At 54.8% G+C, this 18,819-nt stretch carries 16 protein-coding genes; 2 read left to right on the forward strand and 14 right to left on the reverse strand.

The features are described 5' to 3' along the window. Positions 1 to 262: 262 nt before the first annotated feature. The 12 genes from VNQ80_RS10505 to VNQ80_RS10560 all read right to left on the reverse strand — a co-directional run bounded on the left by VNQ80_RS10505 (position 263) and on the right by VNQ80_RS10560 (position 12,598). Positions 263 to 1,048: an alpha/beta hydrolase gene (locus VNQ80_RS10505; RefSeq protein ID WP_325638258.1), complete on the reverse strand. Its 786-nt coding sequence runs from the start codon at positions 1,046 to 1,048 to the stop codon at positions 263 to 265. Between the two features lie 93 nt (positions 1,049 to 1,141). After that, the gene (locus VNQ80_RS10510) at positions 1,142 to 1,567 is read right to left on the reverse strand and encodes a hypothetical protein (protein WP_325638260.1); all 426 of its coding nucleotides are present in this window, start codon (positions 1,565 to 1,567) and stop codon (positions 1,142 to 1,144) included. Between the two features lie 96 nt (positions 1,568 to 1,663). Continuing rightward, positions 1,664 to 2,038 (reverse strand): hypothetical protein, encoded by a 375-nt coding sequence (locus tag VNQ80_RS10515; protein WP_325638262.1) that lies wholly within the window; start codon positions 2,036 to 2,038, stop codon positions 1,664 to 1,666. A gap of 137 nt (positions 2,039 to 2,175) precedes the next feature. Continuing rightward, positions 2,176 to 4,269 (reverse strand): tetratricopeptide repeat-containing sensor histidine kinase, encoded by a 2,094-nt coding sequence (locus VNQ80_RS10520; protein ID WP_325638265.1) that lies wholly within the window; start codon positions 4,267 to 4,269, stop codon positions 2,176 to 2,178. Between the two features lie 205 nt (positions 4,270 to 4,474). Further along, positions 4,475 to 5,236, reverse strand: a complete 762-nt coding sequence (locus tag VNQ80_RS10525) for a tetratricopeptide repeat protein (RefSeq protein WP_325638267.1) — start codon at positions 5,234 to 5,236, stop codon at positions 4,475 to 4,477. Between the two features lie 2 nt (positions 5,237 to 5,238). Next, positions 5,239 to 7,032 carry a BatD family protein gene (locus VNQ80_RS10530; protein ID WP_325638269.1) on the reverse strand — a complete coding sequence of 598 codons (1,794 nt, stop codon included), beginning with the start codon at positions 7,030 to 7,032 and terminating at the stop codon, positions 5,239 to 5,241. Beyond that, on the reverse strand, positions 7,032 to 7,784 hold the full coding sequence (locus tag VNQ80_RS10535) for a tetratricopeptide repeat protein (RefSeq protein WP_325638271.1): 753 nt from the start codon (positions 7,782 to 7,784) through the stop codon (positions 7,032 to 7,034). The genes VNQ80_RS10530 and VNQ80_RS10535 overlap by 1 nt, the downstream gene beginning before the upstream one ends. Next, positions 7,781 to 8,821 carry a VWA domain-containing protein gene (locus VNQ80_RS10540; protein ID WP_325638273.1) on the reverse strand — a complete coding sequence of 347 codons (1,041 nt, stop codon included), beginning with the start codon at positions 8,819 to 8,821 and terminating at the stop codon, positions 7,781 to 7,783. The genes VNQ80_RS10535 and VNQ80_RS10540 overlap by 4 nt, the downstream gene beginning before the upstream one ends. Beyond that, a complete protein-coding gene (locus tag VNQ80_RS10545; protein WP_325638277.1) occupies positions 8,818 to 9,819 on the reverse strand; it encodes a VWA domain-containing protein in 1,002 nt (333 codons plus the stop codon). Before VNQ80_RS10545 ends, VNQ80_RS10540 begins: the two co-directional genes overlap by 4 nt. Then, positions 9,816 to 10,754, reverse strand: a complete 939-nt coding sequence (locus tag VNQ80_RS10550) for a hypothetical protein (RefSeq protein WP_325638279.1) — start codon at positions 10,752 to 10,754, stop codon at positions 9,816 to 9,818. Before VNQ80_RS10550 ends, VNQ80_RS10545 begins: the two co-directional genes overlap by 4 nt. 4 nt (positions 10,755 to 10,758) lie before the next feature. Beyond that, positions 10,759 to 11,634 (reverse strand): DUF58 domain-containing protein, encoded by an 876-nt coding sequence (locus tag VNQ80_RS10555; protein ID WP_325638281.1) that lies wholly within the window; start codon positions 11,632 to 11,634, stop codon positions 10,759 to 10,761. A gap of 4 nt (positions 11,635 to 11,638) precedes the next feature. Continuing rightward, positions 11,639 to 12,598: an AAA family ATPase gene (locus tag VNQ80_RS10560; RefSeq protein WP_414692991.1), complete on the reverse strand. Its 960-nt coding sequence runs from the start codon at positions 12,596 to 12,598 to the stop codon at positions 11,639 to 11,641. A 252-nt stretch (positions 12,599 to 12,850) separates the two neighbouring features. Between VNQ80_RS10560 and VNQ80_RS10565 the strand changes: the two genes are divergently transcribed. Together VNQ80_RS10565 and VNQ80_RS10570 are read left to right on the forward strand one after the other, a co-directional pair. Beyond that, positions 12,851 to 15,403 (forward strand): zinc-dependent metalloprotease, encoded by a 2,553-nt coding sequence (locus VNQ80_RS10565; protein ID WP_325638285.1) that lies wholly within the window; start codon positions 12,851 to 12,853, stop codon positions 15,401 to 15,403. 260 nt (positions 15,404 to 15,663) lie between these two features. After that, complete coding sequence (locus VNQ80_RS10570) at positions 15,664 to 16,329, forward strand: hypothetical protein (protein ID WP_325638287.1); 666 nt, start codon at positions 15,664 to 15,666, stop codon at positions 16,327 to 16,329. A gap of 92 nt (positions 16,330 to 16,421) precedes the next feature. Here the strand turns inward: VNQ80_RS10570 and VNQ80_RS10575 are convergent, their stop codons facing one another. After that, positions 16,422 to 17,537: a zinc finger domain-containing protein gene (locus tag VNQ80_RS10575; RefSeq protein ID WP_325638289.1), complete on the reverse strand. Its 1,116-nt coding sequence runs from the start codon at positions 17,535 to 17,537 to the stop codon at positions 16,422 to 16,424. 29 nt (positions 17,538 to 17,566) lie between these two features. Then, positions 17,567 to 18,673, reverse strand: a complete 1,107-nt coding sequence (locus VNQ80_RS10580) for an SPFH domain-containing protein (RefSeq protein WP_325638290.1) — start codon at positions 18,671 to 18,673, stop codon at positions 17,567 to 17,569. Between the last annotated feature and the right edge of the window lie 146 nt (positions 18,674 to 18,819).

Here is an 18,819-nt window from a genome sequence, read left to right on the forward strand (position 1 = left end):
TTCCGTTGTTCGATTCCATTGAACTTGGTTGGTTAGTCGTCGTTTATTCGTCCATGGGTAGCAGCCCGCCAGCCGTAAAAGGTTTGAGCTTGCCCCGTTCCCGCCACGGTTAAGACGATGTGTGATCTACGCATGCGGAAAGATAGTACATTTGGATTAATTTTGGATTACTGGGGATATTTTTACGACATCGGGGCAGGTCACCATACCCCATTGACGAACGCCCGATGCCTTCGATACAGCTGCAGACACGATAGCGTCGTTATCCGAAAAAGTCAATCAATATCGGTGCTAGTTTGCCGGGATCAGGTACATGCGACGTGCCGTCGACCACCATGCCGGTCGCTCGGGGCAACAAAGTGGTCATTTGTTCTGCAGACCTCCGGAAGAAATCCTGATCGCTTCCTGTCAGTATCAAAACATGGTGCTTGATGGATGAAAGGGCAAACGGGCCTAATGCATCCAGGCATGCCGCGTCGTACGCCAGCGTAGGGGCGAGCCTAATAAGCGGCTGCCAGTATCCGGATTGCTTTGCCTCTTGGATGGTGCCGTCGTCCGAGCCTGCAAAGCGCATGAACAGTTCAAGGGCAGCCTCGGGTTGGCCATTTTCCAGTAGCCTATGCAATCCGGCCGTATAGTCCTTCCAGGCATGAACCATGTATTCGTCGTTGATATAAGGGATTTCGTATACCGCCAGCTTGGTTACTGCCAGTCCGGCCGAAGCGGCCAGCAAGGCCAGGGTGCCGCCCGACGAGGCACCGAAGAGGTTTGCGCTACCGCCACAGGCGCCGATGAGGGCCTCGATGTCTTCGATCTCGCGGCGTACACCATAGGGTAGCGTATTACCGCTAGGCCCCCGCCCCCTGCGTGCGTAGTTGTACACTGTAAATGCATTGGAAAGTGCTGCCGCCAGCGGGGCATGCTCCCCGCCATCATCCAGTCCGCCGCCCACCAGAATGAGCGGTGGGCCGTGTCCCGATCGCTGGTAAGCAATCGCGGTTCCGTCGTGTGATGAGAGGAAACCATCGTTGGTTGCATTGACTTGCACGTTCGCTCCGTATTAGTTTATTCAAAGATCGTATGGTATAGCGCGAACTGTAAGGGGGAGGCAGGACTTTCGGCGGTGGTAAATCGGACATCGTCATACACGACCCGTCTGCGGCCAGGACAGCGTTAGTCCTTTTGGGGTGATGGCCGACGTGTGGGGCGTTGGTGGAGCCAGTACATAACCCACTTTAGTGGGATCCGCCAGGGAAAGTGCATATTCCTGTTGATTATCTAAGGAGGATTGCACATACCGAGCAACGGTATCGCGTACGCTGGCCATCGGCCGGAAGGGTTCGCCCGGTGCGGGTTGTGCGAAAACCCATAAGTTCGCTTCGTCATGGCCAGCCGCAGCTGCCTGTTGATACCGGATGCGGACCACGCCCGAAACGCGGACGAGGTCGGTAAACTGGAAAACCTGCGGCAGCGATGTGCCCGGGCCGATGGCCACCGTATCGGAATTCCGCGACAGGCGGTTCTGCGCCACCGGTAAAGGGTGTCCCGCGGTTAGCTGGAAAGCCATTCCTTCGGACGAGAACGATTCGGTAGGCCGTATGGACAGACCTTGGCTGCACGGTACAGGCGCCACGGAATGGCGGCTGCCTGCTTTAAGAAAGAGTTATTGCGAATCCAATATTCTTTTTCCGGCTTCCATAACCGGAATGTTCGCTTCGGTGGGCACATAAATGATTTGCGAGATATTGCCGGATTTGAGCGCTTCGCCGAACGCGCCGATAAACTCCTGCTTGCGGTACTCAGGGTACCGCTGTGCCGCTTCTCCCATGATTTTGATTGCTTCGGCTTGTAATACAGCGGCTTCTTTCTCGGCACGGGCTTGCTCGATAAGTATCTGCCGGCTTTGTGTGGCCTCGGCCAACCTGGCCTTACCCGACATTTCCTGCTGCCATACTTTGTATTTCGGTAATCCGAACATTAGCGATACGATAACCGCGATGGCTGCCACCACGGTTAACACGATGTTTGATCTGCTCATGGGGTAAGATAATACATTTTGGGTTATCTTTAAATTACGGGGTGAATTTTTACGACATCGTGGTAAGTTGGCTGTCGAGCCAGAAGTACAATTGTACGAACTATCGGCCGTAGGTGGGGCGGATGCTAGGGATCTTTTTAATGGGGAAGGTGTACAAAAAATGTAGTACCTGCATTGGGGGCGCTTTCGAAGTGGATGCGGCCCTTGTGGGCCGATACGATCTGCTTTACGATGGCCAACCCAAGACCCGTTGACGGTTCGCCGTCGGTGCCGCGTCGCCCCGGTACTTTGTCGATGTCGAATAGGCCTTGTTTGGATTCAGGTGGGATGCCGATGCCGTTATCATGCACTTCAATGACCACTTCCTTTTCCGCCTGCCGCAGCCTCACGGTGATCTCTCCCTCGTGGGGAGTGAATTTGATGGCATTGTCAATCAGGTTGCTTACCACGCGCCATATTTTCTCCCTGCTCCCCCGGACGACCGCGGGTGCCCCCTCAAAAATCAGCGACTGCTCTTTTTGCGTGGCACGGAGCTGCATGAATTCGACGCAATCGCGTAACATCGCATCGAGGTCGATGTCGTCGGCCGCATCACCCGGCGTTTTCACCTCAAAACTATGCAGAAGTTCGCCAATCAGCTTTAGAGCCTCGTCATTCGATTGTTTGATGATTTTTAGGAATTGCACATGTTCTGCTGGCATGGCCACGTCAGAAGCGCTTGTCAAAGGCGTTAAGGCCATCTGGATGTTGCTTAACGGTGTGCGGAGATCGTGTGCAACCATGGCGATAAGTTTTGTGTTTTCCTGCTGGCTATCCTGAAGTGCGAGTAATGCCAGCTGTAATTTTCCATTCCGCTGATTGATGCGGTCGGTGAGCTGGTTGAGCCGGCGTATGTGGCGCTTCGATCGCTTCCAGTTTGCAAAAACGAGGTAGACGATGGCGAGCACGAACAGAAGCCCCACGAAACTCATCACGAAGGCCAGGAAGTTTAATTTGTTTTTGAACGCAAGGTTTACATAGGCCAGTTGCTGTTCTTCCTTTTCAAACTCTTTGCGGAAATCTGTGTTGAACATGTTTCTGTCGCGCGCATCGATCGAGTCTTTAAGCGAGTGGTACGCAAGAAGTGCGTCGTAGGCTTGATCGATAGTACCCTGTTTTTCAATCAGTTTCCAGTTGGTCTGCCGCCACCTGATTTCGTATTCCACTGAGTATAAGGTATCCAGTCCCTTTCGGCTATCCGATAACAGCTGCCTGGCCTGATCATACCGTTCCATGTGGAGGTACGTGTCTGCCAGCTTGATCTGCGCCGTCTGCAGGTCTCGTTGATCGTAGCCGGGTTGGGTGTTCACGACGATACTTCGGGTTAGGTAATATTCAGCAGTATCGTAGTGGCCGAGTTTGTTGTGCAGGCCACCCAGGTTGCCATAAATGACCGCTTTGGCAATAGCTGTTGCTTTTTCATGGGTAGAGAAGCGTTTGGACTCGCGGTCGATGAACTCGAGGGCACGTTCGTAATACACAGCCGCGCTATCGGACCTCCCCAGTAGCTCATAATACCATGCGATGCCATTCAGGAGCCCCTGGGGTTCGGTAACCTCATAATAATAATTGCTTTCAAGTGGTTCAGTTTCGAGGTGGCGCTTGATCAGGGCGAAAGCTTCCTGATAATATTGGATGGCATCATGGTAATTATGTTGCTGATAGCGGACCCGGCCCAACCGTGCAGCGAACTGCGACAGTTCTCGGGCATTCCATTCGTCCTCGAATTCCGATTTTACCCGATAATAGTAAATGTACGCTTCGTTCAATCGGTTGAGGCGTACCAATGCGTCACCTTTATATAGCATCCACGATACATAATTATCCAGATTCCCCTGCTTAAACTCGGGGTCGGCAAACAAAGCCAAAGCGCGGTTGGCAACCTCGTTTGCCGATTCGTAGTCGCCCAACCGAAAGGTGGTGTAGTACCAGTGAAGTAATTCGTAATACGACAGCTGTTCAGGCTTGGTCAGTGGTTTGTATTGGCTAACGATGCTGTCGATCGTTGCTTTGGTAGATTCGGTGAACCGCTCTAAGTTGATGACTTGCCAAACCGTATCGAATGCGGAAACAATAGCTGGCCGGGACTCCATATGGTGCGTGCTCGGCTTGCATCCAGCAAGCCCAATCACCGCCAAATAGACCAAATAAGCTGTTCGCGCGGCATCGATATGACGAATCCAGGCGTGCATTCTCGGGGTTAGCAAATCTAAGATACAATTTTTCTGCCAAATTCCGCGCATTAGGTGACCTTCCCCAGCTTGGCGCTTTGATTTTTTACAGGTTTTCGTGGATTGACCCGCTTCGCTGGGAATCGGGATTTGGTTTGGAATACCGGTATCCCGCCGGGAAGTGCTCGCCGGGCGACCAGTGATGGGATCATGTTGTGGCGAAAGGCTATATCCTTTTCACCGCTTCCGACTGGATCCACCCTTCGTGGCCATTCGGCAACGCAACCCGTAGCCATTCGGCGTGTTGTTCTATGATCGATACCTTGGTGCCTTCATGGATAACGAATAACGTCTTTTCACTTTCCGAAGGGGCACTCCGCACCGTCGCCTGGCTGCTGAAAACAATGGCGCTGTCATCGTCAACCAGCATGCGATGCTGCGAATAGGCTACCACCAGCAGCAATAATGCAAGCCCCGCCGTGGCCGCACCACTGTAAAATGCCGTCCGCTTAAGCCGCGGCTTCCACGCATATAGGTAAACGATAAGCAGCCCGAAGGCGACCCCCCAACAGACCAACGCAATGGCTGACCACGTAGTGAGCGATGCCGAAAACAGCAGTCCGCGCCACCACGAATCGATGAAAAATTCGGGAAGCGGCTGGATGCGATCGGTGATGCCGAGGTTCACAAAGGCCAGGTTTTTCTGGATATCCGGGTCGCTGGGGTCGAGCTTCCGCGCTTTTTCGTAATACAGGATGGAGGAGGCGAGGTTGTTCAGTTTGAAATGGGCGTTACCGAGGTTGTAAAACACCGCTACTTCCACATACCCATCGTTCACGAGCGTCTCGTAAACTGCTGCCGCTCCTTGATAGTCGCCTGCGGCATACAGGCGGTTGCCTTTAGAAAACAACGAATCTGGATGTTCGGCCGCCACCCCCCATACCGGCAGCAAGAACAGCCAAACAGCGAGTAAATTAAATCTTCCCATGATCAGATCTTGCTATGTTCCATGTCATTGATGAGCTGCTTCGCTTTTTCGTACACGTCGGCTTCTGAAATCCCCGTAAGGGGGGCGAACCGGGCCATCTCACACCGCTCAAACGTTTCTTCCATCCGCGCGATAAGCTCATCCGCTAACCCGCGCCCCCGTAGCTGCTCGGCAATGTAATCCTTATTGAGTGACGCCCCTGAGATATTCAGCTTATCGGCCATATATCCGTAAAGGCCTTTATATACGGCTTCGTAAAACAGGGACTTGTTGCCGGCATCAAGCTGCTTGCGTGCAACGGCGAGGTGCTTGCTGGCCACTTTGTTGGCCTGCCGGTTGCGGACGGCACCTACGTCGCGGTCCTGCGCGCGCTGCCGGTTCCTATACACCCACGCGGCTGCGAAAAATGCGGGCCCTGCCAACAGCCATATGAAAAACCAGACCGAACCCCACAATCCGCTGTCCTCCCTGCTGAACCGTGGCGTGTCTGTTTTGATATAACGGATGTCGTTGTCAAGTAATTTCACGTCGCGCTGTGCACCGGGAGTGAAGCCCACGGTGGGCTGCGCGCCATCGCCCTTGGCCACGTGCAGCGTATACGGGTCGCCCTGAAGGGTGACGTAGCGCTCGGCCTTCGGGTCGAAATAGGAAAATGAAACCGGTGGTAGGGTATAGGTCCCTTCGTGCCGGGGAATCAGGAGGTAGGTGAATTGCCGGTTGCCGGATGCGCCCGACACCGTCTCGGACACTTGATCGTCGACCTTGGGATCGTACCGTTCGATGGTTTCGGGAATGCGCACCTTGGGCGCGTTAATCAATCGCAGGTTGCCCGATCCAGCAATTTTCAGCGTATAATTCACGGCTTCATTTGCTTTCAGCTCCGTGCGGTCTACCGTGGTGGTGAACGAGAAGTTGCCCACTGCACCGTCAAAACCTTCCGGCTTGCCCGCCGAAGGCAGCGCCCGCACCGTGATGGGCACAACCGGGCTCTTTACCTCCCGCTCCACCTCGCGGTACGCACCGCCGAAGAACCGCTCGAAGGGGTCGTTGGTGGCTACCGGCTCCCGGACGACGAACGTCATCTCCATCGGGTCGATCTGCAATTGGCCGCTCCGCTCGGGGAACAGGACGTACCGCTGCAATACGGTGACTTGGTAACGCACCCCGTCCACCACTTCCTGCGTCCACTCCGTCCGCTGATTATTTGGTTCCAACGCATGGCTCCAAAAGCCGTTGAAGGCCGGCATCTTTCCGGGCATATTGCCAACGAGCTGTACGTTGGTATATAGTTTATATGAAACGGTCACCTGCTCGCCTTGGTAAACGGTGCGCTTATCCGGAACGGCCCGGATGAAAATCTGCTTGCTCGCATCGGCAGCGGTACGGGTGCTTGCGCGACCGCTATCACCGCCGGCTCCACTGTTGTTCCCAGTGCCTTTTTCCACGGTAAGGGTAAGCGCATTGGAACGGTATGTCTTTCCGTTGGCCGTTACCTCGGCGGGGCCAATCGTATACTTGCCTTCCTTTGCAGCCACAAGGCGGTATCCGAGTGACGTGCTTACCGTGGTTTTGCCGTTGATGGAGCGCATACTGGTTGACTGGTTCGGACCGGAAACCACCTGGAAACCGTCGAAAGATGGCGGGTTGAATTGTTCGGCTTGGCCATTTACGGTGAAGCGAACCTCAAACGGCGCACCGGTCGGAACGGTTGTTTCACTCACGGAAGCCGTCACCGTCAGGTCTTGTGCACGGGCAGTATACGCCCAAAGCAAACAAAGGATCACGACATAACGCATCACCATTGTTTTACCACCTTTCCTTGGCCGGTGCCTTTTTTCTTCTTCAGCTTTTCTTGGGTGTTTTTCTCTTCCTGGGCCATAGCCTCCAATAGACGCTCGGCATCCTGCTTCGACAGCTGGCCAGGTTGGGATTGCTGGTCGTTTTTGCCTTGGTCTTGTTCGTTGTTGTCCTTCTTCTCTTGATCTTTATTATCGGGGTCCTGATTATCCTTATTCGGGTCCTTGTTGTCTTTGTTGTCTTGATCTTTGTTGTCTTGATCTTTGTTCTTTTGATCCTGATTATCTTTGTTCTGATCGGGGTTATTTTGCTGCTGTTGCTGTTGCTTGAGTTTCTCCTGTGCGTAAGCCAGGTTATACCGGGTTTCGTCGTCTTTGGGATTGTTCAGGAGCGCCTGCTTGTACGCTTCGATGCTCTCTTCCAGTTTCTGCGATTCCAACAGGGCATTGCCCAGGTTGTGGTAAGCCTTTGCCTTGAGGGTCTTGTCGGTGGCCGATCCGGCGATATCCGTGAATTGCCCGATGGCCTCGTCCAGCTTCTTTTGTTTATACCAAGCCGCACCGAGGTTGAAATTCCCCACCACGGATTCCTGGCCGTGGCCCAGTGACCGTTGGTAGGCCGCCGCCGCGTCGTCGTATTGTTGCTGGCGATAGTATTCGTTTCCTTCCAGGATCGACTTCTTGTCCTGCTGGGCCTGCGCCGCCATGGGTAGCAGGGCCGTCATTAACCAAAATAGCTTGCGGTACATCATTTCTTCTTTACCTCAAATAAATTCAACGCGCCCAGTTTACGGCTTTTGCGGTTGGAGATGAAAAACTCCACCAGCAGTAGCAACAGGGCAAATCCTAGAAAGAGCTGGAAGCGGTCTTCGTAGCTCTTGAACAGCCGGACATCCACGGCTTTCTTTTCCATTTTATCCACCTGCTCCATGATGACGTCCAGGCCGCTTCCTCCCGTGGAAGCCCGCACGTACATCCCGCCCGCAGCGACAGCGATTTCTTGGCACATGCTTTCGTTCAGCTTGCTCACTACCGTCTGCCCGTTCTCATCTTTGATGAAGCCCACCGGGTTGCCCCCCTGGAAGGTCGGTACGGGTGCCCCTTCGGGCGATCCAAGACCCACCACGTGAACCACGACGCCCTCGCGCCGTGCCCGTTGGGCCGCCGCCACAGCGTCATCTTCGTGGTTTTCGCCATCCGTCATCACGATCATGGCCTTGCTGGTGCCGCTTACCTGGTCGAACGTTTTCATGGCCATGTCGATGGCCGTGCCGATGGCCGTACCCTGCGTGGGAACCATGTCGGTGCTGATGTGGTTGAGGAAGAGCTTTGCAGCTGTATAATCGGATGTGATGGGGAGCTGCACGTACGACTCGCCGGCAAAGACGATGATGCCGATGCGGTCGCTCCGCAGCTGGTCGATCAGCCGTGAAATGCCCCGCTTGGCGTTTTCCAGCCGGTTCGGGGGCAGGTCTCCCGCCATCATGCTGTTGGATACGTCGAGCAGGATCATCAGGTCGGCTCCTTTCCGCTCGCCTTCTTCCGTTACGGTGCCGATCTGCGGGTTGGCCAGCCCCATGATGAGGGCAGCAACAGCCAGCAGGTACAGCGAAAACTTCCATCCGGGCCGACTGAAGGCCACGTCGGGCATGATGCGTTTCACGAGCGGGTCGTCGCCGAAGTCCTTGAGGGCTTTCCGCCGCCAACGCCGGTAGAGCAGGAATACCCCCAGCAGGACAGGCAACAGGGCTAGGGCCCACAGCATCGCCGGATGTTCAAATCGGATCATGTTAACGCTCCTTTCAATAGGGTGTGGCGCATCGCGAAATCCAGCAGTAAAAGCAGCAGGGCGGCCAGCGCGAACGGGAAAAAGCGCTCGGTTTTCTGCTGGTAATGCGTTACGGCGATCTTCGCCTTCTCGAGTTGGTCGATCTGTGCATAGATGGCTTTCAACTTTTCGTTGTCGGTAGCCCGGAAATATTTGCCGCCCGTAACGTCGGCAATCTCGGTCAGCGTTTCCTCGTCGATGGTTACGGGTACCTGTTGGTATTGGACACCGAACGGCGTCTGCACCGGGTAGGGGGCATAGCCTTCAGTCCCTACCCCTACGGTATAGACACGCACGTTGAATTGCTGTGCGATTTCGGCGGCGGTGGCCGGTGCGATGGAGCCGGTGGTATTGGATCCATCGGTGAGCAGGATGACCACCTTGCTTTTTGCGTCGCTTTCCTGTAGTCGGTTCACTGCCGTGGCCAAGCCCATGCCGATGGCCGTGCCATCGCGGATCATGCCGTTGCTGATATCGCTAAACAGGTTGATCAGCACGTCGTGGTCGATGGTGAGCGGGCATTGGGTGAAACTTTCGCCACTGAACACCACCAGCCCGATGCGGTCGTAGGGGCGCCCCTTGATAAACTCCATGGCGATTTGCTTTCCGGCTTCCAGCCGGTTGGGCTTCAGGTCTTCCGCCATCATGCTGCCGGAGATGTCCGTAGCAATGACAATGTCGATTCCCTCCGTGGTGGAATCTTCCCAGCTCAGGGCCGACTGGGGCCGGGCGAGTGCCACGATGAGCAGCGCCGCCGCCAATAACCGGAGCACGAGGCCTGCATAGCGCAAAACGGGATAGGCAGGCTTGACGTGCTGCAAACCGCCCAGGGTAGAGACGATGAGGCTTCCTTGCTGTTTCTTGCGCCGCCAGAATGCCCAGATGGGCAGTAGGGGCAACAGGAGCAACAGCCAGAACATGTCCGGGTTGGCAAAGGTAATACCATCGAACAGGTTCATACCGCGGCCTCCTTTACAAACTCGATAGCCTGTGCCATGCTTTGCTCGTTATCGGTATGCAGGGGCTGCTCGCGGGCAAACTTCACCAGGTCGGCCAGCGTAAGCACTTGCCGCAGGCGGGCTTTTTGCCTGTCGGGCAGGTCGGTAGCAGCCAGCGCCGTAAGAATCTCGTCCGTAGTCTGCTCCATCGCTGGTATGCGGTAGCGGCGCTCCAGGAAATCACGCAGGATGTCGGACAGTTCACTGTGATAAGGTTTCACCGCACCCTGCTGCCACAGTTTCTGGTCGCGCAATGCCGTTAATTTGCCCAGCGCCAGCTCGTGCGGCGGGATATCTGGGGCAGGTTCCACTGGCGTCGGTACGGGTGTTTTCTGGCGTTTCTTCAGGTAGAACCACAGCGCGCCCGCGAGCACAAGTACCGCTAAGGCCAGCAACACCCACAGGAGGTTGTCACGCAGCCAGTCCAGCCAGCTGTAGGAGACCTCCAGCGGCTGTTTGATGTCGTAGATAGCCTTGGTCGTATCCACTGCTACCGACGCCACCTGCAACGGCAGCGCTTCGGTGCGGTAGGTCGAGTCGCCTACGGTGATTTCGAGTTCAGGAATGACTTGCACCCCGGCATCGAAAGAAGTGATGAGGTAGGTCTGCGACACGGCCTGTCGGCCGGTCTCACCCCGTAACGTGTCGACCGCGCCTACCTGCACGATAGGCACCTTGGCCGACAGCGTATCGGCCAGTTGCGGGAAGCGCACGGCGGTACCTTCGGGCACGTCGGCACGCAGCCGCAAGGTGGTCTGGTCGCCCAGTGCGATGGTGGCCGTATCCAGCTTGGCCGACACCTGGATTTCCTGTGCCCCGGCACGCCCACCCACCGTGAGCAGCAGACAGGCGCCCATCAGATAAAAAAACAACTGCTTTCGTATAATTTGCATCATGGGGTTATCGTTTCGCTCCACGTCGCTTGAATAAAGTCATCAATGGTTTCGTGTAGGGTTCATGGGTGCCGAGGCGGGCAAAATCGACCCCGGAGTGTTTGAATAGCGTATCCAACGTGCTGTTTCGCTCCAGTGCCGCTTTGTTGAACGCCGCACGTACGTTTTTGTTGCTTGTATTTACCCACTGCATCTGGCCCGATTCGGCATCCGTTACCGGGATGAGCCCCAGGTCGGCCAATTCCTCTTCCCGCCGATCGTATAGGCGCAGGGCCACGAGGTCGTGCTTCCGGTTGGCCGTTTTCAGCTCCTTCTCAAAGGCGGTGCCCATGAAATCGGAGATGAGGAATGCGGTACTGCGTTTCTTGATGACACCGGTGAAATAGCGCAGGGCTTCGGCAATGTTGGTGCCGGAATGGGCCGGTTGGAAATCGATTAGCTCGCGGATGATCATCAGGATGTGACTACGTCCTTTTTTCGGTGGGATGAATTTCTCCACGCGATCGCTGAAAAAGAGGATGCCCACCTTGTCGTTGTTCTGGATGGCCGAAAAGGCCAGCACGGCACATAGCTCCGTGGCCAGCTCACGCTTCTGCTGGTTGGTGGTGCCGAAATTGCCCGAAGCACTCACATCGACCAGCAGCATCACAGTCATTTCGCGCTCTTCCTCGAACTCCTTCACGTAGGGGTGGTTGAAGCGGGCGGTCACGTTCCAGTCGATGGTCCGGATTTCGTCGCCCACCTGGTATTCACGCACCTCGCTGAACGCCATGCCACGGCCTTTGAAGGCACTGTGGTATTCGCCCGAAAAAATCTGATTGCTGAGTCCGCGGGTACGGATTTCGATTTTGCGTACTTTTTTTATCAGCTCCTTCGTATCCATGGTTTCACGGTACTTCTACGGCATTCAAAATCCCGGTGATGATCGTTTCGGTGGTCACATTTTCTGCTTCGGCTTCATACGTAAGCCCGATCCGGTGCCGCAATACATCATGGCACACTGCCCGCACATCTTCGGGGATGACATACCCACGCCGCTTGATGAACGCATAGGCCTTGGCGGCCATTGCCAAACTGATGCTGGCCCGGGGCGACGCACCGAAGCCGATCAGGTTTTGGTAATCGGCCAGGTTGTACTGATCGGGAAACCGCGTGGCGAAGACGATGTCGATGATATACTGTTCGATTTTTTCGTCCATATACACCTCACGCACCACCTGCCGTGCTTTCAGGATCGTGTCGGGATGCAGGATTTTCGCCGGCTGAGGCATCCCCTGCGGGGCGATGTTGGCCCGCATGATGCGCTTTTCGTCCTCCTTTTTGGGGTAGCCGATCACCAGCTTCAGCATAAACCGGTCGACCTGTGCCTCGGGCAGGGGGTAGGTGCCTTCCTGCTCGATGGGGTTCTGTGTAGCGAGTACCAAGAACGGTGCCGGCAGCGGAAACGTTTGGTCGCCGATGGTCACCTGGCGTTCCTGCATGGCTTCCAGCAGGGCGCTTTGTACTTTCGCTGGTGCGCGGTTGATCTCGTCGGCGAGGATGAAATTGGAGAATATGGGGCCCTGCCGCACGATAAAACTTTCCTGCTTTTGGTTGTAGATCATCGTTCCCAGTACGTCGGCGGGTAGGAGGTCGGGCGTGAACTGGATGCGGCTGAACCCGGCGTCAATAGCTTTCGACAGCGTGTTGATGGCCAAGGTTTTCGCCAGGCCGGGCACTCCTTCCAGCAGGATGTGCCCGTCGGCCAGCAAGCCGATGATGAGCCGTTCCACCATGTAGCGCTGGCCCACGATTACTTTGTCCATCTCCAGCAGCAACAGGTCGATGAAAGCGCTCTCTTGCTGTATCCGCTCGTTCAGTGCCCGGATATCCGTAGGTAAGCCGGTCGGCGGTGTGTTGATCGTTGTTTCTTCCATTCAGACTGAATTTTTTTGGGGCCGAAAATTAGGAAATACGCGGTGCCCATACAATTAATATCTGTTAAAATGTGTTAAAATCCGTGCCGGCCACCACCAAACGGGGTAAACGGATGGATCGGTTTCGAAGAATGTGACAAAAATTAGTACCTTCACCGCAGTTTAATCAATGCACAACTAAACATGAATCTTAAATTAACCGTATCATCACTAGGCTTTGCCCTTTTTGTTTTTTATTGCAGTATGTTGTCGCCCGTACAGGGTTTCGGGCAGACGGATACCGTAAAACACCGTACCGACACCATCCGGGTGGATACCGCCGCGGCCGACTCGACAAAGAAGAAAAAGGAGGAACCTAAGGGGCCCAAGCCCTATTCGGAAGTGATCAAACCCGAGGCAAAGTCCCAAAAGGGATTGATCTACGTACATCAGTTGGACGACAAGTATTTTTTCGAGGTGGGCGACAGTGTGCTGGGCAAAGACCTATTGCTGGTTACCCGGCTGGCCAAGGCGGGTGCCAATATGCGCTCGGGCATGAGCGGCTATGCGGGCGACCCGGTGAACCAAACGGTAATCCGGTTTGAAAAAGGAGCGAAACACAAGTTATTTATCCGCAAGGTGTCCTTTTCGGAGTATTCCAAAGACAGCACCCAGTCGATGTACCAGGCAGTGACACGTTCTAACTTGCAGCCGATTGCCGCCTCGTTCGATATCCAGGCATTCGCTGAGGATAGCACGGGTAGCGTCATCGATGTAACCAAGTTTATAGAGGGCGACAATGACTTGTTGTTTTTCGGATCTGCCGATATCAAAAAAGCATTGAAGTTAGGGGGGTACCAAGCGGATAAGTCGTACACGGAAGGGGTAACGACCTATCCGATGAATACGGAGATAAAGACGGTGAAAACGTACGCGCGCAGCGAGGGTGGCACGGCGACGGTGGAATTGAATACATCCATCGTGAAGTTGCCCGAGAACCCCATGCAGCCGCGCTATGCGGATAATCGTGTCGGCTATTTCACGGTGGGGTATACCGATTTTGACAAGGATCCCCAAGGGGTGGAGCAGGTCCGGCTCGTGAAGCGTTGGCGGCTGGTACCGAAAGACTGGGCAGCATACCGCCGCGGGGAGTTGGTTGAACCGGTCAAACCGATCGTATTTTACATCGACCCGGCAACCCCAAAAAAATGGGTGCCTTACCTGATCCAGGGCGTAAACGACTGGCAGGAGGCGTTTGAAAAGGCCGGCTTCAAGAATGCTATTTATGCGCTGGAAGCGCCTACCAAAGTGCAAGACAGTACCTGGAGCCTGGAAGATGCGCGGTATTCGGCGATCGTTTACAAAGCGTCGTCCGTGCCGAATGCGAGCGGACCCAGCATTGCCGACCCCCGCACGGGCGAGATCATGGAAAGCCATATCAACTGGTACCATAACGTGATGCGGCTACTGCGCAACTGGTACTTCATACAAGCGTCGCCCAATGACAAAGGGGCGCAGCGCTTGGCGTTCAGCGACGAACTGATGGGGCAGCTCATCCGGTTCGTGTCCAGCCATGAGGTAGGGCATACGCTGGGGCTCCGCCACAATTTCGGTTCGTCCAGTTCTACGCCTGTGGAGAAGTTGCGCGACAAAAAGTGGGTGGAAACACATGGACATACGCCCAGCATCATGGATTATGCACGGTTTAACTACGTGGCCCAGCCGGAAGATAACATCGGGCAGAAGGGGCTCTTCCCCAGGATAGGCGATTATGATACCTGGGCCATTGAGTGGGGGTATCGGCTGTTCCCTCAATTTGAAGACGCCGACGCGGAATTGGGCCACCTGAACAATTGGGTGATTAAAAAGAACAAGGATCCGCGCCTGTGGTTTGGCCATGAGTCGAATCCGTCGGATCCGCGAAGCCAGAGCGAAGATATGGGCGACAACGCCATGTTGGCCAGTACCTATGGCATACGGAACCTGAAGCGGGTGGTTGAAAGCCTGCCGGAATGGACCAAAACCGATAATGAGGGGTATGGGGGGCTCGCCGAGCTGTACAGGGAAGTGAATACCCAATTTGGCCGCTATATTGGGCATGTCATCAAAAATATCGGTGGGGTATACGAAACGCCCAAAACGGTGGAGCAGCAGGGACCGGTGTACAGCGCCGTGCCCAAAACCACCCAGAAGGAGGCACTGGCATTCCTGGAGGCACAGGTGCTCCACACACCGGAGTGGCTGATTGTGCCGGGAATCTTTGAGCGCATCGGCGGAAGCCCGCTTTCCACGGTCGGCGCCCACCAGCAGCGGGTGATCAACGACCTGTTGAATACGGATAGGTTACAACGGTTGATGGAGGCCGAAGTGGCGGCTGACGATCCTGAAGAGGCTTATGGCATGTTAGCCTATTTTAGCGATGTACACGCCATGGTTTGGCGAAATATGGATGCCGGAGAAGCACCGGATGTTTACAGGCGTAATCTGCAGAAAAGCTATATCGCAAAACTGGTGGAGCTTGCTAAGCCCAAACCGGTAGCGACCGCTTCGAATGTGCCCAATGGAGTAGTGGTCCGTGTAATCCGTAGTGGGAGTGACGTGGAGAACTCCGATATCCGGTCATTGGCAAAATACCAGCTCCGGAATTTAAAATCGGCGTTGGATGCTTCCATGCCAGCGATATCGGATGTGATGACAAAAATCCACGTACAGGATTGCCTGGATCGCGTGGAGGAAGCGCTTAAACTGGACGACTGACTGCGAGAATGAAATAAATAGTCGTGTTTTTGCCGGAAAATTTTGCTTTTGTCAAGTTAGTTCGTAGCTTTATAAGCCTGTTAGCAAGATTTTTCAGCAGAATGCATTAAAGAGTATGTGTTTGTATGCCCGCGCGTAGTCTCAGGAAGGGGTCCTGAGGCTGGCGCGTCGGGCGCTTTCCTACATATCGAACCGTTGTTGCACGCGTGCGAAATGGGGTAATATTTTGCTTCTCCACGTATGATCATAAAACCTGTTTGATGACAAAGGTCATGTCTATACCGGTCCTTGTGTTTTTGTTGTTCGGCACAAGCGATGTTATGGGGCAGGAACGGCGCAGGGACATCGAAGGTGATGTAGGGCTGCAAATCGCGACGGCGAAACCAATGGCCGCGGTATTCCCAGTAACGTGGGGCTTTGGCTTGGGCCCCCGGTGGGGCTTTCCCACGGCGGATCGGCTGTGGATTAAACTTAATTTCGGGGTAACCAGGGGTGCTCATTCGCTGGATGGCGACAGCTATACCGAAACGCTCATGAACCTACGGGCAGGCCCCGAATGGCAGTACGAGGCGTGGCGATTGGATGGTGTATCGCTGTTGCCCTTTTATCGGTTGGATTTTTCGTATACGTTTGATTCCGAACGTACCGGTGGGATGTTTGACGGTTGGTTCAACGAAGAAAACGAGCATATATCAAACTTTTTCTCCGGCGGAGGCATGGCGCAGACGGTGGGTGTCAAAGCGTTGTTCGATAATATCTTCTTTATTTACGCGGGCTATACCTTCTACCACCCACTGCTGCGGAATCGTAACGCCGAATACCAGGGCGACCTAGGGACAGGCTGGGAAGATGTGGCCTCACGACGGTTCAACATGAGTACCATGTCTGTGGGAATTGGTGTAGTGGCCGATTTCTGGAACGATTGAGCGGAGCCGGTATGCACGTGTTGTCTTCAGCAGATACCGGCGTGTAGCTCAAGCCCGGCACAGGGGCAATCTATAGCAAAGAGGGTGCTGTTTTACACGCCCTGCAGGAGTATGAAGCATATAGCCAGCAGGATAATCCCGAAGACGATGGCCAGGATAATCTTGGCGATGCTGTACGGGCGTTCGCCGATTACCTCACCTGTGCTTGCATTGATGGCGATCTGATAGATTTTTCCTTTGAACGTGAAGGCCGATATCCAGATGGGTAGCAGGTTGTATTTGAGCCGGATGTCGGCATAGTCGCTCTGCTGTTGTTCGATGTGCTGCTCATCGCCCCCAATATCCTGCCGGACCGTCATCTCGATGGTCGATTGCATTTTTTGCTTGGCTAGCGCTAGGCCTGCACGGGCATCGACAGCATACGTTTCGGCCCGGAAGCCGCTGAGGTATCGCTCGTCAAAAGGCTGTAGGCGTTCCAGCTGCCAGGGCTCCAGCCGGTCGGCAACTTTCCGTGATAGGCTGTGGCTAGCCAATACGAGTATGTCTTTGAAAGAACAATGTACCTGGCCCGAAGCGGCGTGCCACCGTGTATGTCGAACCTGGCGGGTGCGGTGTACCGTACGGCCGTTTTCGGTGGTTGTATACGATTCATTTTCCCAGTAGTAGATGCCGCACTGACCGCTGTAAGTGGTCGTTGTCTCGGTATCGTAGGCCCAATGGGGAAGGTAAGTTCCCTTGAAATGGTCTCTGTGGATCTGCTTGACGTTTTTGATAAGCGCATTTGGGGCAAACCAGCGCTTGCCAAGCCATCGGAAGAAGAGCTGCTCCGCCTCGCGGCCATCCAGCAGAAAAGGGAGCACGTAGTGTGGTTTCAGCAGCCGCTCATGCCGGACTTTGGCAATTACCAGGGGTGAGCCGCAAAAGCCGCACGTATCGCTGGTTACCCCGGTGGATAGCGTGGTGTTTGCCCCGCAGTTATCACATTGGACAACAGCGGCTACTACCGTATCGGTAGATGGCAAGCCGTCGGTCTGGATGAATTCCAGGTAATCGAACGACCGGATTTCCGTCGGTACAGCGGGGGCAATGTCATTGGCAGTGCCGCAGTAGTCGCAGCGCAGTTGTGTGGTGCCGGGGGCAAAGTGCAGCAATGCACCGCAGTTGTTGCACGTTAGTGTATCATTGATGACGGTATTTTTCTCTTCCACGGCGTAGGCAAGTCGGATCCGCGCGGCAGTTATTCACCGGGCAGCGGTGGAGGTGTTTGTCCAAATTGCGTCTTGAGTGCGTCTACCTCGCCTGCCGCCGCCCAGCCACCCATGCCAGCGGTCCAGACCAACGTGTCGCGACCAACGGTACCGGAAGCGATCCGCGATTGGATCTCGCTCAGTGGAAAAGGGCCGGTTTGCTGACCATTGTTAGCCACGTAGTATGTGGCGGCGGTTGGGACCGCTGGTGGTGCGCCACCACCCGGTGCCGTGTTTTGTTGGAACACATTGCCCATCTGCCCGCCGATGGCGGCACCAAAACCTGCGCCGAGGCCCGCCCCCATGATGCCTCCGCTGCCGGGGTTTTCAGCGCTCTTTTCCATGGCATTGGCTGCCTGGAACTGTGCATAAGCACCCAGGTTGCCCACGATGCCCATGCTGCTCCTTTTGTCTAGCGCTGCTTCGACCTCCGAGGGCAACGAAATGTTCTCGATGAGGAATTTGGTCAGCTCCAGCCCCAGCTCTGCAAACTCGGGCTTGATTTTGTCGGTGATGAACTGCGAAACCTCGTCGTAGTTGGCCGCCAGATCCAGTATCGGTATTTTCGACTCGGCAATGGCATCCATGCCCCGGCTGACGGCTAGGTTGCGCAGCTGCTCGTTGATGTCGTCTACGGCAAATGTGGGGTTGGTCGCGGCAATGGTTTTCAGGAAAAGCGCCGCGTCTTGTACACGGAAGGCGTAGGTGCCAAAGGCACGCAGCCGTACAGGGCCAAACTCCTGGTCGCGCAGCATGATGGGGTTTTTTGTGCCCCATTTCTGATTGGTGAACTGGCGGGTGCTCACAAAAAACACATCCGCCTTAAAGGGACTGTCGAACCCATATTTCCAGCCCTTGAGGGTAGAAAGGATCGGCATGTTCTGCGTCGTGAGCGTATACATGCCCGGCGCAAACACATCGGCGATGGTGCCCTCGTTGAGAAATACCGCTACCTGCGACTCGCGCACGGTGAGCTTGGCATTCATCTTTATTTCATTTTGATAGCGTGGAAACTTCCACACAAGGGTGTCTTTCCGCTCATCGACCCACTCGATGATATCTATAAATTCGTTCCGGAGCTTATCAAATAGTCCCATTTTATGTATGATTAGTGTCTAAAGATAACGAGATTTTTCGTTTTTGGCGCTAACCTTTTTTATCCCGTGGTTTTATCCAAAATTTATTGTAGCTGCCAATGGAAGTCGTTACATTTGAAAATCAGCGAGCGTTGAAGCCTTTGGAC

Source organism: Parapedobacter sp., assembly GCF_035556095.1.
Classification (GTDB): domain Bacteria; phylum Bacteroidota; class Bacteroidia; order Sphingobacteriales; family Sphingobacteriaceae; genus Parapedobacter.

Excerpts from the sequence above, each read along its gene's own strand:
- VNQ80_RS10555 (WP_325638281.1), bottom strand. The coding sequence starts at position 11,634 with ATGGATACGAAGGAGCTGATAAAAAAAGTACGCAAAATCGAAATCCGT.
- VNQ80_RS10570 (WP_325638287.1), top strand. The coding sequence starts at position 15,664 with ATGACAAAGGTCATGTCTATACCGGTCCTTGTGTTTTTGTTGTTCGGC.
- VNQ80_RS10525 (WP_325638267.1), bottom strand. The coding sequence starts at position 5,236 with ATGGGAAGATTTAATTTACTCGCTGTTTGGCTGTTCTTGCTGCCGGTA.
- VNQ80_RS10515 (WP_325638262.1), bottom strand. The coding sequence starts at position 2,038 with ATGAGCAGATCAAACATCGTGTTAACCGTGGTGGCAGCCATCGCGGTT.
- VNQ80_RS10545 (WP_325638277.1), bottom strand. The coding sequence starts at position 9,819 with ATGAACCTGTTCGATGGTATTACCTTTGCCAACCCGGACATGTTCTGG.
- VNQ80_RS10510 (WP_325638260.1), bottom strand. The coding sequence starts at position 1,567 with ATGGCTTTCCAGCTAACCGCGGGACACCCTTTACCGGTGGCGCAGAAC.
- VNQ80_RS10530 (WP_325638269.1), bottom strand. The coding sequence starts at position 7,032 with ATGCGTTATGTCGTGATCCTTTGTTTGCTTTGGGCGTATACTGCCCGT.
- VNQ80_RS10565 (WP_325638285.1), top strand. The coding sequence starts at position 12,851 with ATGAATCTTAAATTAACCGTATCATCACTAGGCTTTGCCCTTTTTGTT.
- VNQ80_RS10550 (WP_325638279.1), bottom strand. The coding sequence starts at position 10,754 with ATGATGCAAATTATACGAAAGCAGTTGTTTTTTTATCTGATGGGCGCC.
- VNQ80_RS10535 (WP_325638271.1), bottom strand. The coding sequence starts at position 7,784 with ATGATGTACCGCAAGCTATTTTGGTTAATGACGGCCCTGCTACCCATG.
- VNQ80_RS10520 (WP_325638265.1), bottom strand. The coding sequence starts at position 4,269 with ATGCACGCCTGGATTCGTCATATCGATGCCGCGCGAACAGCTTATTTG.
- VNQ80_RS10580 (WP_325638290.1), bottom strand. The coding sequence starts at position 18,673 with ATGGGACTATTTGATAAGCTCCGGAACGAATTTATAGATATCATCGAG.
- VNQ80_RS10540 (WP_325638273.1), bottom strand. The coding sequence starts at position 8,821 with ATGATCCGATTTGAACATCCGGCGATGCTGTGGGCCCTAGCCCTGTTG.